The 14,830-nt window shown below is 61.7% G+C and carries 14 protein-coding genes; 9 read left to right on the top strand and 5 right to left on the bottom strand.

Annotation, left to right across the window (positions count from 1 at the left end; genetic code table 11):
* Positions 1 to 237: 237 nt before the first annotated feature.
* The 5 genes from adk to OPU96_RS19130 all read left to right on the top strand — a co-directional run bounded on the left by adk (position 238) and on the right by OPU96_RS19130 (position 3,915).
* Positions 238 to 885 (top strand): adenylate kinase, encoded by a 648-nt coding sequence (gene adk, locus OPU96_RS19150; protein WP_192299377.1) that lies wholly within the window; start codon positions 238 to 240, stop codon positions 883 to 885.
* 90 nt (positions 886 to 975) lie between these two features.
* Positions 976 to 1,659, top strand: a complete 684-nt coding sequence (gene tsaB / locus OPU96_RS19145; protein ID WP_192299376.1) for a tRNA (adenosine(37)-N6)-threonylcarbamoyltransferase complex dimerization subunit type 1 TsaB — start codon at positions 976 to 978, stop codon at positions 1,657 to 1,659.
* A gap of 250 nt (positions 1,660 to 1,909) precedes the next feature.
* Positions 1,910 to 2,200 carry a hypothetical protein gene (locus OPU96_RS19140; protein WP_192299375.1) on the top strand — a complete coding sequence of 97 codons (291 nt, stop codon included), beginning with the start codon at positions 1,910 to 1,912 and terminating at the stop codon, positions 2,198 to 2,200.
* A complete protein-coding gene (locus OPU96_RS19135; protein WP_226455890.1) occupies positions 2,200 to 3,060 on the top strand; it encodes a DUF72 domain-containing protein in 861 nt (286 codons plus the stop codon). The genes OPU96_RS19140 and OPU96_RS19135 overlap by 1 nt, the downstream gene beginning before the upstream one ends.
* Before the next feature lie 27 nt (positions 3,061 to 3,087).
* Positions 3,088 to 3,915: an isocitrate lyase/PEP mutase family protein gene (locus OPU96_RS19130; RefSeq protein ID WP_498559514.1), complete on the top strand. Its 828-nt coding sequence runs from the start codon at positions 3,088 to 3,090 to the stop codon at positions 3,913 to 3,915.
* Position 3,916: 1 nt separating this feature from the next.
* On the opposite strand, the gene OPU96_RS19125 is transcribed toward OPU96_RS19130, so the two are convergent.
* Complete coding sequence (locus OPU96_RS19125; RefSeq protein WP_226455888.1) at positions 3,917 to 4,537, bottom strand: energy transducer TonB; 621 nt, start codon at positions 4,535 to 4,537, stop codon at positions 3,917 to 3,919.
* Positions 4,538 to 4,633: 96 nt separating this feature from the next.
* Here OPU96_RS19125 and OPU96_RS19120 point away from each other — a divergent pair, with 96 nt between their 5' ends.
* Positions 4,634 to 5,416, top strand: a complete 783-nt coding sequence (locus OPU96_RS19120) for a class I SAM-dependent methyltransferase (protein ID WP_192299371.1) — start codon at positions 4,634 to 4,636, stop codon at positions 5,414 to 5,416.
* A gap of 132 nt (positions 5,417 to 5,548) precedes the next feature.
* Here OPU96_RS19120 and OPU96_RS19115 read toward each other — a convergent pair whose 3' ends face one another.
* The gene (locus tag OPU96_RS19115) at positions 5,549 to 6,184 is read right to left on the bottom strand and encodes a TetR/AcrR family transcriptional regulator (protein ID WP_305392179.1); all 636 of its coding nucleotides are present in this window, start codon (positions 6,182 to 6,184) and stop codon (positions 5,549 to 5,551) included.
* Between the two features lie 93 nt (positions 6,185 to 6,277).
* Here OPU96_RS19115 and OPU96_RS19110 point away from each other — a divergent pair, with 93 nt between their 5' ends.
* The 3 genes from OPU96_RS19110 to OPU96_RS19100 are packed head-to-tail and all read left to right on the top strand — an operon-like array spanning position 6,278 to position 11,046.
* Positions 6,278 to 7,378 (top strand): efflux RND transporter periplasmic adaptor subunit, encoded by a 1,101-nt coding sequence (locus tag OPU96_RS19110; protein WP_192299369.1) that lies wholly within the window; start codon positions 6,278 to 6,280, stop codon positions 7,376 to 7,378.
* A 6-nt stretch (positions 7,379 to 7,384) separates the two neighbouring features.
* Entirely contained in the window at positions 7,385 to 10,450 is a 3,066-nt protein-coding gene (locus tag OPU96_RS19105; protein WP_226455887.1) for an efflux RND transporter permease subunit, read from the top strand.
* A 2-nt stretch (positions 10,451 to 10,452) separates the two neighbouring features.
* On the top strand, positions 10,453 to 11,046 hold the full coding sequence (locus tag OPU96_RS19100) for a LysE family translocator (protein ID WP_192299367.1): 594 nt from the start codon (positions 10,453 to 10,455) through the stop codon (positions 11,044 to 11,046).
* A 36-nt stretch (positions 11,047 to 11,082) separates the two neighbouring features.
* Here OPU96_RS19100 and OPU96_RS19095 read toward each other — a convergent pair whose 3' ends face one another.
* Genes OPU96_RS19095 through plsB form a run of 3 tightly spaced genes read right to left on the bottom strand, consistent with a single transcriptional unit; the run spans position 11,083 to position 14,784 of the window.
* Positions 11,083 to 11,772 (bottom strand): DUF4197 domain-containing protein, encoded by a 690-nt coding sequence (locus OPU96_RS19095; protein ID WP_226455886.1) that lies wholly within the window; start codon positions 11,770 to 11,772, stop codon positions 11,083 to 11,085.
* A 39-nt stretch (positions 11,773 to 11,811) separates the two neighbouring features.
* Positions 11,812 to 12,213 (bottom strand): YbaY family lipoprotein, encoded by a 402-nt coding sequence (locus tag OPU96_RS19090; RefSeq protein ID WP_192299365.1) that lies wholly within the window; start codon positions 12,211 to 12,213, stop codon positions 11,812 to 11,814.
* A 51-nt stretch (positions 12,214 to 12,264) separates the two neighbouring features.
* Complete coding sequence (plsB, locus tag OPU96_RS19085; protein WP_226455885.1) at positions 12,265 to 14,784, bottom strand: glycerol-3-phosphate 1-O-acyltransferase PlsB; 2,520 nt, start codon at positions 14,782 to 14,784, stop codon at positions 12,265 to 12,267.
* Positions 14,785 to 14,830: the final 46 nt, after the last annotated feature.

Here is a 14,830-nt window from a genome sequence, read left to right as displayed (position 1 = left end):
GGCCGCCCGGAAACGGGCGGTCAGCGTTTATGCGGGCGGGTTGCACTCAGGCACACCCTACCTATGACGCATGCCCTGCGCGGGTTCCTGCGACTTTTGGCGGCTTGTATGGTGACCGCCCGCTGTGTATCTTGATCAGCCTTTGGCCGTTTGGGCGGCCCGAATCCTATTTTTACGCGATTGGCCCCACGCGGCGAATCCGAGCGACATCTCTATAAAAAATTGAGGAGCACATCAATGCGCGTCATTCTGCTGGGAGCTCCCGGGGCCGGTAAAGGTACTCAGGCAAAGTTCATCACTGAAAAATTCGGCATTCCACAAATCTCCACCGGCGACATGCTGCGTGCAGCGGTCAAGGCCGGCACCGAGCTGGGCCTGATCGCCAAGAGCGTGATGGACAGCGGTGGCCTGGTCTCCGATGACTTGATCATCAACCTGGTCAAGGAACGCATCAGCCAGGAAGACTGCAAGAACGGTTTCCTGTTCGACGGCTTCCCACGCACCATTCCCCAGGCTGAAGCCCTGGTGAAGGCTGGCGTTGAGCTGGATGCCGTGGTTGAAATCGCGGTTGAAGATGAAGAAATCGTGCAGCGTATTGCCGGTCGTCGCGTTCACGAAGCCTCGGGCCGCGTGTACCACACCCTGTACAACCCGCCAAAAGTCGAAGGCAAGGACGATGTGACCGGCGAAGAGCTGGTACAGCGTAAGGACGACACCGAAGAAACCGTGCGTCATCGCCTGTCGGTCTACCACTCCCAGACCAAGCCTTTGGTGGATTTCTACCAGAAGCTGTCGGCTGCCCAAGGCAAGCCCAAGTACAGCCACATCCCTGGCGTTGGCTCGGTTGAAGCCATCACCGCCAAGGTGTTGCAAGCACTGAGCTGATCCTTCGTTCAGCTTTGTGTACAACGGCCCGCTTGCGGGCCGTTGTTGTTTATACTGGCGCACTTTTTTTCGACTTGGACACCCACACCGATGAGCACCCTGCTGGCCCTGGACACCGCGACTGAAGCTTGCTCCGTTGCCCTGCTGCACGATGGCAAGGTAACAAGCCACTACGAGGTGATCCCCCGCCTGCATGCGCAGAAGCTGTTGCCGATGATCAAGCAACTGCTCGAAGACGCCGGCACCACCCTGGCGGCGGTCGATGCCATCGCATTTGGCCGCGGGCCAGGTGCGTTTACTGGCGTGCGGATCGCTATCGGCGTGGTGCAGGGCTTGGCGTTTGCCTTGGAGCGGCCGGTGTTGCCGGTGTCCAACCTAGCCGTGCTGGCCCAGCGCGCGTTGCGCGAACACGGCGCGTATCAGGTGGCTGCGGCGATCGACGCGCGCATGGATGAGGTCTATTGGGGTTGCTATCGCGAGACCGCTGGCGAAATGCGCCTGGTCGGCGTGGAAGCCGTGCAGCCGCCGGAATCCTCGGTATTGCCACCAGATGCCAGCGGTGACTGGTTCGGTGCCGGCACCGGTTGGGGTTATGGCGAGCGCATTGGGGTCACGCTGGTGGGGCAGGACGCCGCCATGTTGCCCCACGCCGAAGACCTGCTGACCTTGGCGCGCTTTGCTTTTGAACGGGGCGAGGCGATTCCCGCCGACCAGGCGGCGCCGGTGTACCTGCGCGATAAGGTTGCGCAGACCAAGGCTGAGCGCGGCCTGTAATTGTGGCGAGGGAGCAGGGACTGCTGCGTAGTCCAGCGGGAGCAAGCTCCCTTGCCACAGTGAAGGTGTGGGCCTCGCGGGATTATTTGACGCCAAAAGTGCGGGTATTTTCTGACAAAAAACGCCAATCGTCAGAATTTGCCCGAGGTTTTAAACCTTTTTCAAATTATGTGTTCTAGTTATCACCAGAGCATTTGCGCGCTACGGATTGCGCCACTAAAATGCCATTACTGATAGCGAGTTCGCGCCTATGCGTATTGATGGCTTTTCCTCACCGTCCTATCCAATCAAGCGCAAGCCGCGCAAGGCAAACGCTACGGTGGACGACTCCGTCGAGGATTCGCCGGACTTCATCGAAGTCCAATCCGATGCGCAAGCCAGCTCCCAAGCCCGTATCAGCGGCCTTCCCGCCCGTCAGCAAGACATGGTCTTCCCGCGCTCCATGAGCAAAAGCGTCGCGACCGCCCTGGCCAGCTACCTGACCACCGCCGGTTTTGTCGAATGGGATATGGAAGTGCTGGGCCTCGACATCCACATCTGATGCGCCTGCCTTACTTCATCGGTTGCCCATCCTGGAGTGAAAACGCCTGGCGCGAATACCTGTACCCGGCCGACGCACGTTCCAACGATTACCTCGCGCTGTATTCCCAAGTCTTCAACGCCGTTGAAGGCAACACCACGTTTTATGCCCGCCCCTCGGCCGCCACGGTGCAGCGCTGGGCCGAGATCATGCCTGCCGATTTTCGCTTCACGGCGAAGTTCCCCGGTGACATCAGCCATGCTGGCGACTTGCGTGAGCAACTGCCGGCGGCGGAAAGTTTTGTCGGCCTGATGAGCCCGCTGGGGGAGCGTGTTTCGCCGCTGTGGCTGCAGTTGTCGGCAGGCTTTGCGCCGCAGCGCCTTGCCGAATTGGTCGGGTTTATCGACGGCCTTGAACGCCCGATGGCCGTTGAAGTGCGCCACCCGGAGTTCTTCGCCAAGGGCGACGCCGAGCGCACGCTCAACCGTTTGTTGCGTGATCGAGGCGTGGAGCGCATCTGCCTGGACCCGCGTGCGCTGTTCAGCTGCACGTCGACTTCGGCGGCGGTGTTGCATGCCCAGTCGAAGAAACCCAAGGTGCCACCACGTCCGGCGGCGTTGACCCTGTTTCCCCAAGTACGTTTCATCGGTCATCCCGAACTGCAAGCCAACGACCCGTTCCTGGTCCCGTGGGTGGAAAAAATCGCCTTCTGGATCGAAGAGGGCCGCACGCCGTACATCTTCCTGCACACCTCGGACAACCGCCTGGCCGCACAACTGGCCCTGCGCTTTCACGAACAATTGATGGCGCGCCTGCCCGGCCTGCCACCCCTGCCGACCCTGAATCGAGCGCCTGAAGTGGAGCAACTGGGGTTACTCTAGGGCTCCTTTTATCGCCAGGAGTCAGACATGGATGCCCAAGCCCTTCGCGCCGAAACCTTCAAGGCCTTGCACGCGCGTGATCGTGCCTTCGTGATGCCCAACCCATGGGATGCGGGCTCCGCCGTGATGCTCGCCAGCCTGGGCTTTGAAGCCCTGGCCACCACCAGCGCAGGCTATGCGTTCAGCCTCGGACGGCCGGATGCGGAAGGGGCGTTGTCCCTGGACGACACATTGGTCAATGCCACGCTGATTGCCCAAGCCACCCCATTGCCAGTGGCCGCCGACCTCGAAAACGGCTTCAGCGACACCCCTGAAGGCTGCGCCCAGACCATCCTGCGTGCGGCGGCTACGGGCATTGTCGGCGGCTCCATCGAAGACGCCACCGGCATCGCCGCTGAGCCGATCTATGCCTTTGACCTGTCTGTGGCGCGTGTAGAAGCCGCCGTTGCTGCCGCGCGCAGCCTGCCATTCGCCTTCACCCTGACCGCCCGTGCGGAAAACCTCCTGCATGGTCGTCTGGATTTGCCTGACACCATCCGCCGGCTGCAAGCCTACGCCGAAGCCGGTGCCGACGTGCTCTACGCGCCATCCCTGCGCAGTGCCGAGGAAGTATTGGCGGTGGTCAAGGCGGTGGCGCCCAAGCCGGTCAACGTGTTGATGTCCGGCGGCTTGAACCTCAGCGTGGCGCAGTTGGGTGCGATGGGCGTGCGACGGATCAGCGTCGGCTCAGCCATGGCGCTGGCAGCCTATGGCGAGTTTTATCGCGCAGCGCAGGAAGTGTATGAGTTGGGGACGTTTACCTTCACTGAACGCAAGATGCCGTTCAACCAGGCCAACGAGTTTTTCAAGCGCTGAATCAGGCGGCCAGGCGCAGGTTCTGAGTGATCAGCGGGCGAGCCCAGTGGTAATCGAAGTCCAGGGCCTTTTGTTGCGCCAGCAGTTCTTCGGTCGGGTACGGCGTGGCGGCCGGTGGCAGCAGGTCCAGTTCGAACTCGGCAATCGGCAGGTGCAGCGGGCGGGGCTCGGGCGCCGGGCCGGGTTCCGGCAGCGGTTGGCCGGCGCTCAGCACGATTGGGCGAACCCAGCCGCTTTCGAAGTTTTGCTGGCGCTGTTGGGCGACGATTTCTTCTTCGGGCAATGGTGTCGCAGCCGGTGGCAGCAGTTCGGTCTCGAACTCGGCAATCGGCAGGAACAACGGCTCAGGCGGGGCGATTTCGGTGTCTTTCACGTCGCATTCACGCTGGGTGAGGATCTGCGACAGCAGGTCGGCGCCGGCACTGGGTTCAACTTCCGGGTCCAGCGGTGCAGGCGCCTGGGCGGCGAGCGCGCCCGGCGTGTCGCCGAGCTGCTCGGCCAACGCCCGGGCAAAGAAGTCCTGCCACACATGACTCACCCCGGCCAGCGCTTGGGTATTGCGCAGGCCGTAGTGGTTGTGGGTCGGCAGTACACCGATGGTTAGGGGAAGAATGTCTGACATTTTTCTCGGTCGACGCTCAGCTCTGGCAAAATACCTGACTGTTGTTTTTATCGGCCGGTATTTGCCGATCCTTAATATTTTTGAGCGTAGCGATTGATGAGCGAACAACCAGCGGCCAGCCGCATCAGGGTCGAGGCCTTGGCCGAAGGTTTCCAGGCCCTTGCCGAGCAATGGGCGACGCGGCTTGGCCTGCCTTTGCAGCAGGCGGATGCGGATTTTTCCCTGCAAGTCGGTGAACAGGGCCTACAGCTGCAACAGCTCGGGCCGGATGCACCGGGGCCGGTGCGCGTGGATTTTGTCGAAGGTGGCGCGGCGCACCGGCGTTTGTATGGCGGTGGCAGCGGGCAGATGATTGCCAAGGCCGTGGGCATCGCCCAAGGCGTGCGCCCACGGGTGCTGGACGCTACCGCGGGCCTGGGCAAGGACGCGTTTGTACTCGCGAGCCTGGGCTGCGAAATGAGCCTGATCGAGCGCCAGCCGTTGATCGGCGCCTTGCTTGAAGACGGCCTGGCGCGCGGCGCGGATGATTTTGAGGTGGCACCGATTGTGGCGCGCATGCAGCTGCTCAAGGGCAACTCCATCGAGGTGATGCGTAATTGGGAGGGCGAGCCGCCCCAGGTGATCTATCTCGACCCGATGTTCCCGCATCGTGAGAAAACTGCCCTGGTGAAGAAGGAAATGCGCCTGTTCCGGCCGTTGGTGGGGGATGATCCGGATGCCCCGGCATTGCTCGCAGCGGCGCTGGCATTGGCCAGCCACCGGGTGGTGGTGAAACGGCCGCGCAAGGCGCCGTGTATCGAGGGGCCCAAGCCGAGCCATGCGTTGGATGGCAAGTCCAGCCGGTATGACATCTACCCGAAGAAGGCGCTCAAGGGCTGAATGTTCATTGGCCCTTAGGGCCTCATCGCAGGCAAGCCAGCTCCCACATTTGACCGAGTTCCAACTTTGGAATGCGGCCAAATGTGGGAGCGGGCTTGCTCGCGAAAGCGACCGCCCAGCCACCACAAAACTTCAAGCCCGATAAGCCCGCATAAACAACCCCACCACCTCCCGCACATGCTCCTCGGCCGCCTCCTCACTCAACGGCCCGCCACAGCCATACAACAAGCAAAAATTCGCCGTGCCCTTGAGCAGGCAAAAAAAGTGCTCGGCCGCCGTAAACGGTTTGTCGATGCTCAGCGCGCCACTCTGGTCGATCTTGCCCAACAAGCGCTCCATGCCTTGCAGCATGCGCATCGGCCCCGCTTCGAAGAAGATCTGTGAGAGTTTTACGTCCTGGTTGCCCGTGGTCATCATCAGGCGATGCAGGTTCACCGATTCCTTGCTGTTGATCAGCCGATGGAAGCCCCGCGCAATGTTCAACAGCACCGTTTCCACAGGCATGTCGGCGGGCAACTCGAAGTACATCACCGGCAATTGTTCCTCGCACGTGGCGACCACGGCGGCGGTGAATAAGGTCTCTTTGTCGGTGAAGTGGCTGTAGACGGTCAGTTTCGACACGCCGGCCTCAAGGGCGACAGCATCCATGCTGGTACTGGCGTAACCATTGCTCAAAAACAGGATTTTCGCTGCTTCGAGGATAGCCTGGCGTTTTGCCATGTCCTTGGGACGCCCGGGGCTATTGGTGTTGGCAGGATTGTCGGACATTTTCACCTTTAATACTGGACTGGTGAGTTTGGTATTAATAACATACTGGCCAGTATAATTATTCCTAGCTCCATTTGCGAAAGGTCCTTCAGCATGCGCAGCACTTTCCTGCCCCTTGCGTTGCCTGCCAGCTTGGCGTTCCTCTTGGCCGCTTGCGGCCATGAAGAAGCGGCCCAGACCGTTATCCGCCCGGCCATGGTGGTGCAGCCGCAGCCTTCTGCGCAGGCGAGTGACAGCTATCCCGGTGAAGTCCGTGCGCGCTATGAGCCGGACCTGGCCTTTCGCATCGGCGGCAAAGTCAGCAAGCGCCTGGTCGAGGAGGGCGAGCGGGTCAAGGCCAATCAGCCGCTGGCCGAGCTGGACCCTCAGGATGTGCGCCTGCAACTGGAAGCCACCCGCGCCCAGGTCGCCGCCGCCGAGGCCAACCTGAGCCTGGTGCGCGCCGAGCGTGATCGCTACAAGACCCTGATGGACCGTCAGATGGTCAGCCGTTCCCAGTACGACAATTCTGAAAACCTCTACCGATCCGGCGAAGCACGTCTCAAACAGATCAAGGCCGAGTTCGACGTGTCGAGCAACCAGGCCGGTTACGCCACGTTGCGCGCGCCCCAGGACGGTGTGGTCGCCAAGCGCGCAGTGGAAGTGGGCCAGGTGGTATCCGCCGGCCAGACCGTATTCACCCTGGCCACCGATGGCGAGCGTGAAGTGTTGATCAGCCTGCCCGAGCAAGGCTTCGCCCGGTTCAAGATCGGCCAGCCGGTGTCCGTCGAATTGTGGAGCCAGCCGGATCAGCGTTTCGCCGGGCGTATCCGTGAACTGTCGCCAGCAGCCGACCCGAAATCGCGCACCTTTGCCGCGCGTGTGGCATTTACCGGCGGCAAGGTCCCTGCCGAACTGGGCCAGAGTGCGCGGGTTTTCATACAGGCTGACGGTGTGATTCCGCTGTCGGTGCCGTTGTCTGCCCTCAGTGCGGAGAACGGTGCGTCCTACGTGTGGCGTGTACAGGCAGACAACACGCTTAAACGCACCCCGGTGCGCATCGGTGCGTTCGGCGAAAAATCCGTGCCGGTGCTGGAAGGCTTGAGTCCCACTGATTGGGTGATCGCCGCCGGCGTGCATGTGCTCCATGAGGGCCAGCAAGTGCGCCCGGTGGATCGCTCCAACCGGATAGTGAATCTGGCGGCCAAGGAGTAGTCCCCGATGGGTTTCAATCTTTCCGAATGGGCGTTGCGTAATCGCCAGATCGTACTGTTCCTGATGATCCTGCTGGCAGTGGTCGGCACCTTGTCCTACACCAAGCTGGGGCAAAGCGAAGACCCGCCGTTCACCTTCAAGGCCATGGTGATCAAGACCAACTGGCCCGGCGCTACGGCTCAGGAAGTTTCGCGCCAGGTCACCGAGCGCATCGAGAAAAAACTGATGGAGACCGGCGACTACGAGCGCATTGTCTCCTTCTCGCGTCCCGGCGAATCCCAAGTCACCTTTATGGCCCGCGACTCCATGCACTCGGCGCAGATCCCCGAGCTGTGGTATCAGGTGCGCAAAAAGATCAGCGACATCCGCCAGACCTTGCCGCCGGACATCCAGGGGCCGTTTTTCAACGATGAGTTCGGCACCACCTTCGGCAACATCTACGCCCTGACCGGCGATGGTTTTGACTACGCCGTGCTCAAGGACTACGCCGACCGTATCCAGATTCAACTGCAACGCGTGCCGGATGTGGGCAAGGTTGAGTTGCTTGGCCTACAGGACGAGAAGATCTGGATCGAGTTGTCCAACCTCAAGCTGGCGACCCTCGGCCTGCCGTTGGCGGCGGTACAGCAGGCGTTGCAAGAACAGAACGCGGTCTCTACCGCCGGCTTCTTCGAAACCCCGACCGAACGCGTGCAACTGCGGGTGTCGGGTAATTTCAAGACGGTGGAAGAGATCCGCAACTTCCCGATTCGTGTGGGTGACCGCACCTTCCGTATCGGCGATGTCGCCGACATCCACCGGGGCTTCAACGATCCTCCGGCACCGCGCATGCGCTATATGGGCGCGGACGCCATCGGCCTGGCCGTGGCCATGCGCGACGGCGGCGACATCCTGGTGCTGGGCAAGGCGCTTGAAGGCGAATTCGCACGCTTGCAGAAGAACCTTCCGGCAGGCATGGAGCTGCGCAAGGTGTCGGATCAACCGGCTGCGGTGAAAACCAGTGTCGGCGAATTCGTCCAGGTCCTGGCCGAGGCACTGGCCATTGTGTTGCTGGTCAGCTTCTTCTCCCTCGGTGTACGCACCGGCATGGTGGTCGCCCTGGCAATTCCGCTGGTGCTGGCGATGACCTTTGCCAGTATGTATTACCTCGGGATCGGCCTGCACAAGATCTCCCTCGGCGCATTGGTATTGGCCCTGGGCCTGCTGGTGGATGATGCGATCATCGCCGTGGAAATGATGGCGATCAAAATGGAGCAGGGCTATGACCGGCTCAAGGCCGCGAGTTTCGCCTGGACCAGCACTGCGTTCCCGATGCTCACCGGCACCTTGATCACCGCCGCGGGTTTTCTGCCGATTGCCACAGCGCAGTCGAGCACTGGTGAATACACCCGCTCGATTTTCCAGGTGGTGACCATCGCCTTGCTGGCCTCTTGGGTCGCGGCCGTGGTGTTTGTGCCGTACCTAGGGGAAAAACTCCTGCCGGACCTGGCGAAGATTCATGCGGCCAAACATGGTGCCGACGGTCCTGATCCCTACGGAACCCCCTTCTACCAGCGTGTAAGACGTTTGGTGGAGTGGTGCGTGCGCCGGCGTAAAACCGTGATCGTACTGACCCTGCTGCTGTTTATCGGCTCGGTGGCGCTGTTCCGTTTTGTGCCGCAACAGTTCTTCCCGGCCTCCGGTCGCCTGGAGCTGATGGTCGACCTGAAGCTGGCCGAAGGCACCTCCCTGAGCAACACCGCCGAGCAGGTCAAACGTCTGGAAGCGCTGCTCAAGGATCACGCCGGTATCGACAACTACGTGGCTTACATAGGCACCGGTTCGCCGCGTTTCTACCTGCCCCTGGACCAGCAGTTGCCGGCCGCCAGTTTCGCCCAGTTTGTGGTGTTGGCCAAAACCATCGAGGAACGTGAAAGCCTGCGCACCTGGCTGATCGAAACCCTCAACGAACAATTCCCCGAGCTACGCTCGCGGGTCACGCGCCTGGAAAACGGCCCGCCTGTAGGCTACCCGGTGCAGTTCCGCGTGACTGGCGAACACATCGAAGAAGTCCGCGCCCTGGCGCGGAAAGTGGCGGCCAAGGTTCGCGAAAATACCCACGTGGCCAACGTGCACCTGGATTGGGAAGAGCCGAGCAAGATCGTCTACCTCAATATCGACCAGGATCGCGCCCGCGCCCTCGGTGTGAGCACCGCCAATCTGTCGAAATTCCTACAGAGTTCGCTGACAGGTTCCAGCGTCAGCCAATACCGGGAGGACAACGAGTTGATCGAAATCCTCCTGCGCGGCACCGTCCACGAGCGCACCGAGTTGTCGCTGCTGCCAAGCCTCGCCGTGCCGACCGACAACGGTAAAAGTGTGGCGCTGTCGCAAATCGCCACCCTCGAATACGGCTTCGAAGAGGGCATCATCTGGCACCGCAATCGTCTGCCGACGGTGACGATCCGCGCCGACATCTATGGCAAGGAGCAACCGGCGACCCTGGTCCAGCAGATCCAGCCGACCCTTGAAGGCGTGCGCGCCGAACTGCCGGATGGCTACTTGCTGGAAGTCGGCGGTACCGTCGAGGATTCTGCCCGTGGGCAAAACTCGGTCAAAGCCGGCGTACCGCTGTTTATCGTGGTGGTGCTGACCTTGCTGATGCTGCAACTGCGCAGCTTCTCACGTACGGCGATGGTGTTTCTGACGGCGCCGCTGGGCCTGATCGGCGTGACACTGTTCCTGTTGGTGTTCCGCCAGCCCTTCGGCTTTGTGGCCATGCTTGGCACCATCGCGCTGTCGGGCATGATCATGCGCAACTCGGTGATCCTGGTGGACCAGATCGAGCAGGACATCAAGGCCGGGTTGGCGCCATGGCAGGCCATTATCGAAGCTACCGTCCGACGCTTCCGTCCGATTGTTCTCACCGCCCTCGCGGCGGTGCTGGCGATGATCCCGCTGTCGCGCAGCGTGTTCTTCGGGCCGATGGCAGTGGCGATCATGGGTGGGTTGATTGTGGCGACGGCGTTGACCCTATTGTTCCTGCCGGCCCTGTATGCTGCGTGGTTCCGAGTGAGGAAGGACGTCGCGTAATCATGTTGGCCACTGTTTCAGCCCTGATGTTGTTATTGCTTGCCCCTGGCCCGACCAACACCCTGCTGTTTCGCGCAGGGCTGTTGTTCGGCTGGCGGGCCTCGTGGCAACTGGCATTTGTCGAGTGCCTGGCCTACCTGCTGCAGGTTTCGCTGTGGGGTGTGGCCTTGCTGTATCTGGCGGCGTATTCGCCATGGGCGTTGAAGGCCACGCAACTGGCGGCGGCGTGTTACCTGCTGTATGTCTCGTACAAACTCTGGCAACGCAAGAACAGCGCGGCCGACCCGAGCCGCGACCGTTTCTCCGGGCTGTATTTCTTCTGGCTGACGGTGATGAATCCCAAAGGCCTGTTGATCGTGTCGTTCATCGCGCCGGTCGGCGCCTTTGCCACGTTGCCAGGCTATGCCGGGTTCATGCTCACCCTGGTGTTGGTGGTGATCCCGGTAGGGTCGGCGTGGATTGTGCTGGGCAGTCGCTTCGAAGGGATTCAAAAGGCCTGGCTGACGCCGTTGAAGATCAACCGCGCCACCTCGATCGCGATTGGCTGCTTTGCCACGTTGATGGTGGGGCGGTTGGCGGAATCGGTCCTGCATTAGATCGCTCCCCGTTGCAGGGAGCGATCCTTCCAACGTTTACAGCGCGCCGAACACCTTCTTCGCCAGGCTGGTGGCCGCGGCCGCCGGGTTCTTGCGAATGGTTTCTTCCTGTTGCGCGATCATCTTGAACAAGCCATCCAGCGCCTGCTCGGTCACGTAGTTTTCGACGTTGGCGCTTTTTGCGTCCACTGCGCCAAACGCCGCAGCCTTGCCGGCCAGGGCGTTGTACTGCTGGGCCACGCCGACCTTGTCGGTCGCCGCTTTCACGATGGGCAGGAACTTGGCGCGGATCTGCTCGCGGCTGCTTTTGTTCAGGTATTGGGTGGCCGAGTCCTGGCCGCCGCTGAGGATGCCCTTGGCGTCGGTCACGCTCATGTTTTTCACGGCATTTACCAGGATCGGCTGGGCCTGGGTCACGGCGGACTCCGCAGCTTTGTTCATGCTGGTTTCCAACTGCGTGACCTGGTCACCCATGCCGAACATCTTCAGCTTGTCGGCCACTTTGCCCAACTTGCCCGGCAAACCGATCTTCACTTGCGGATTGTTACTGAAACCTCCCGGTACACCCAGTTGTTTCACGGCGATCTGTGCGCCTTGGGTCAGGGCGTCCTTCAGGCCGCCGCTGGCGTCGCCCTGGGACAGGCTGCTGAGGTCCAGGGCCATGGCGTTGGCGCCGAGCAGCAGGCCGGCACACAGGGCAGTAAAGCGAAGGGAGTTGCGGAGCATGGGCGCTTCCTTTTGATGGGGCGTGTATTCTGGAGGCTATCAGTGGGCCGCGGCGTCAACGCGCAAGCGCAGGGGTTGCGGGTCCTGGCCGTTGAGCTGCACAGAGTGCCGTTCGGTGGTGATAAACATTAGCTTGCCATCCACTTCGATGCGAGCGCTGACCGAATAACTGTGGCCAGGCTTGACCTGTGCTGGGTCGTAGCTCAGGTGAAACGCCAGGGGCACCTGGCCTTTGACCGGGCCTTTCTGCTCCGCCAGCGTCACGGCTGGCGCGTCGGCCAGGGACACGTCTTGCAGGCTGACACTCAAGATGGCGGTGGGCGGCAGGGCGATGCGTTGCAGGTAGAATACTTCGCCATCGAGGCTGGCCTTGGGGGCGGGCGTCATGGATTGGCAGGCTCCGAGCAGGGCGGTGAGGCCGAGGAGGATGATCTTTTTCATGGTGTTGCTCCTTGTCAACGGCGCCGGAAACCGCCCGGCGCCTTATTCAATCTAGCGGCTTTCTTCAGGCGTGGGGGCGTCAGGTTCGAGCGGCGTTTGCGCCGCGCCATCGACGCGATGCAGTGCGACCTGGCGGATCGACAGGCGAATTTCCGCCGGCAACACGCGCTTGGCCGCGCCTTCGGCCAGTTCGCCGAGCAGGTCGTGGTAGCTCAGCTTGCCGGCTTCATCGCGGCGCAGCACATCTTGCTCCAGCAACGTCTGAATAAAATGTCGGAAAAGGCTCTTGTCGAAGAACTCCGGTGCGTTGAGACCATGCAGGATCGACAGGCGCTGGGCCATCACCGTGCACAGGTCCTCCAACTCCTCGGCGCTGATGCTGTTCTGGCCGCTGTTGAGCAGCAGCGAGATCGCCATGTAGAAGCGTTGCAGGGTCTGGGCGATGCTCTTGGACAATAGCGTCAGCAGCACGAAGTGCGTTGAACTCGGGGCCGGGCGCAGGTACACGTTGTTCTCGAAGCGCAGCAGGCCTTGCTCGACGAAGGCTTCCAGCCACTGGTCGACCACGCTGTCCAGCTCATCCAGCGACCAGCGGATAAACAGCTCCGATTGCAGGTACGGGTACAGCGCGTGGGTGTAGCGCAGGATCTGTTCGCGGCTCATCCGCGAGCTGCTCTGGAAAAAACTGGCGAGCAATGCCGGGAGGGCAAAGATGTGCAGCACGTTGTTGCGGTAGTAGGTCATCAGGACAGCGTTTTGCTCGCCCAGGTACACAATCTTACCGAGGGCGTCGCTCTGTTCCGACAGCAGATCCATGTCCTTGACGTGCTTGATCAGCGCCAGGCCATCGCCTTCGGGCAACGTGGTGTGGGGCGAGTAGGGCACGCGGCGCAGCAGCGCCAGGTACAGGTCCAACTGGCGTGCCATGGCCTGTTCATCCAGGGCCAGGCGTGTGGTTGAGAGCAACGCCAGGGCCACCAGGTTGACCGGGTTGACCGCAGCGGCTTCGTTGAGGTGGCGGGCCACCCGCTCGCCGAGGCGGTTGGTGGTTTCGTTGAGCCATGCCGGTTTGTAGTTCGGGCCCAGCTCCTGGGCGCGCCAGTCCGGTTGCTCGGCGTCGAGGAACTCCGCCAGTTTGATCGGCTCGCCGAAGTTGACCGCGACTTGGCCAAAGCGCTGCTTGAGCGCGCCGACCACTTTGAAAATATCGAAGATCGACTCTTTCTTCTTGCTCGCGCCGCGCAACTCACCGAGATAGGTCCGGCCTTCGAGCACGCGCTCATAGCCGATGTACACCGGCACGAAGACGATGGGCATGCGCGAAGAGCGCAGGAAGCTGCGCAGGGTGATTGCCAGCATGCCGGTCTTTGGCTGCAGCATGCGCCCGGTACGCGAGCGGCCGCCTTCGACGAAGTACTCCACCGGGAAGCCTTTGGTGAACAGGGTATGCAGGTATTCGTTGAACACCGAGGTGTACAGCGGGTTGCCCTTGAAGGTGCGGCGCATGAAAAACGCACCGCCACGGCGCAGCAGGCTGCCGATCACCGGCATGTTCAGGTTGATCCCGGCGGCGATGTGCGGCGGGGTCAGGCCATTCTTGAACAGCAGGTAGGAGAGCAGCAGGTAGTCGATGTGGCTGCGGTGGCACGGTACGTAGATCACCTCGTAGCCCTGGGCAACCTTTTGCACGCCTTCGATGTTGTTGACCTTGATGCCGTCGTAGATCTTGTTCCAGAACCAGCTCAGCACCACTTCGAGGAAGCGGATCGCGGTGTAGGTGTAGTCCGACGCGATCTCGTTGCCGTAGCGCAGGGCCAGGGCCTTGGCTTTGTCCGGGGCGATTTTTTCGCGTTCGGCCTCGTCCGCAATGGCTTGGCGCACCAGCGGCATGTTGACCAGGCCTTTGACCAGGTTGCGTCGGTGGGACAGGTCGGGGCCGATCACGGCGGTCTTCAGGTTGCGAAAGTGCACCCGCAGGATCCGTTGGGCCATGCGGACGGTGCGTTCGTGGCCTTTATTGTGCTCGATCAACTCACGCAGGTTGATAGGCGCGGAGAATTGCACACGGGTCTTGCGACCGAGGATCAGGATGCTCAGCAACCGGCGCAGGCGGCCGGTGACCGCCCAGCTGTCGGCGAACAGCAGTTTCCACGGGCTGGACTCGCTTTCCGGCGACTGGCCCCAGAACACGCTGACCGGAATGATTTGTGCATTCTCTTCGGCGTGCTCGCTGAGGGTGTTGACCAGTCGGGTCAGGGTCGGCGGCGCGCCGCGCTTGTCCTGGCGGCCGAGCCAGTCCGGCTCGGGCGTGAGGTAGAAGAACGCCGCCGGCTCCATCAACGGGCCCACCGATACCGGCAGCACCGGGCGCGGCAGGCCGGCCTTGGTGCACTCGGCATCGACCACGGCCAATTCGGTGAGGGAGGGCGATTGCAGGACGTAGAACACCGGCCGACTGCGGTCGAGGTTAAGGGTAAGGGACGACTGGTTGATCGTCTCCGAGCGAACCCAGAGGTACAACAGTCGGCGCAAGGTGCCAAACACCAGACGGCGGAACGGGGAGCGGGTCATAGGCGTGCTGCTTCAAGTGGGAAAAACCGAGCAGGTGCTCGGGCGG

This window comes from Pseudomonas sp. RP-B7, assembly GCF_059803535.1.
Note: the sequence above shows the minus strand (reverse complement) of the source record. Positions and strands in the feature narration are given on the sequence as shown.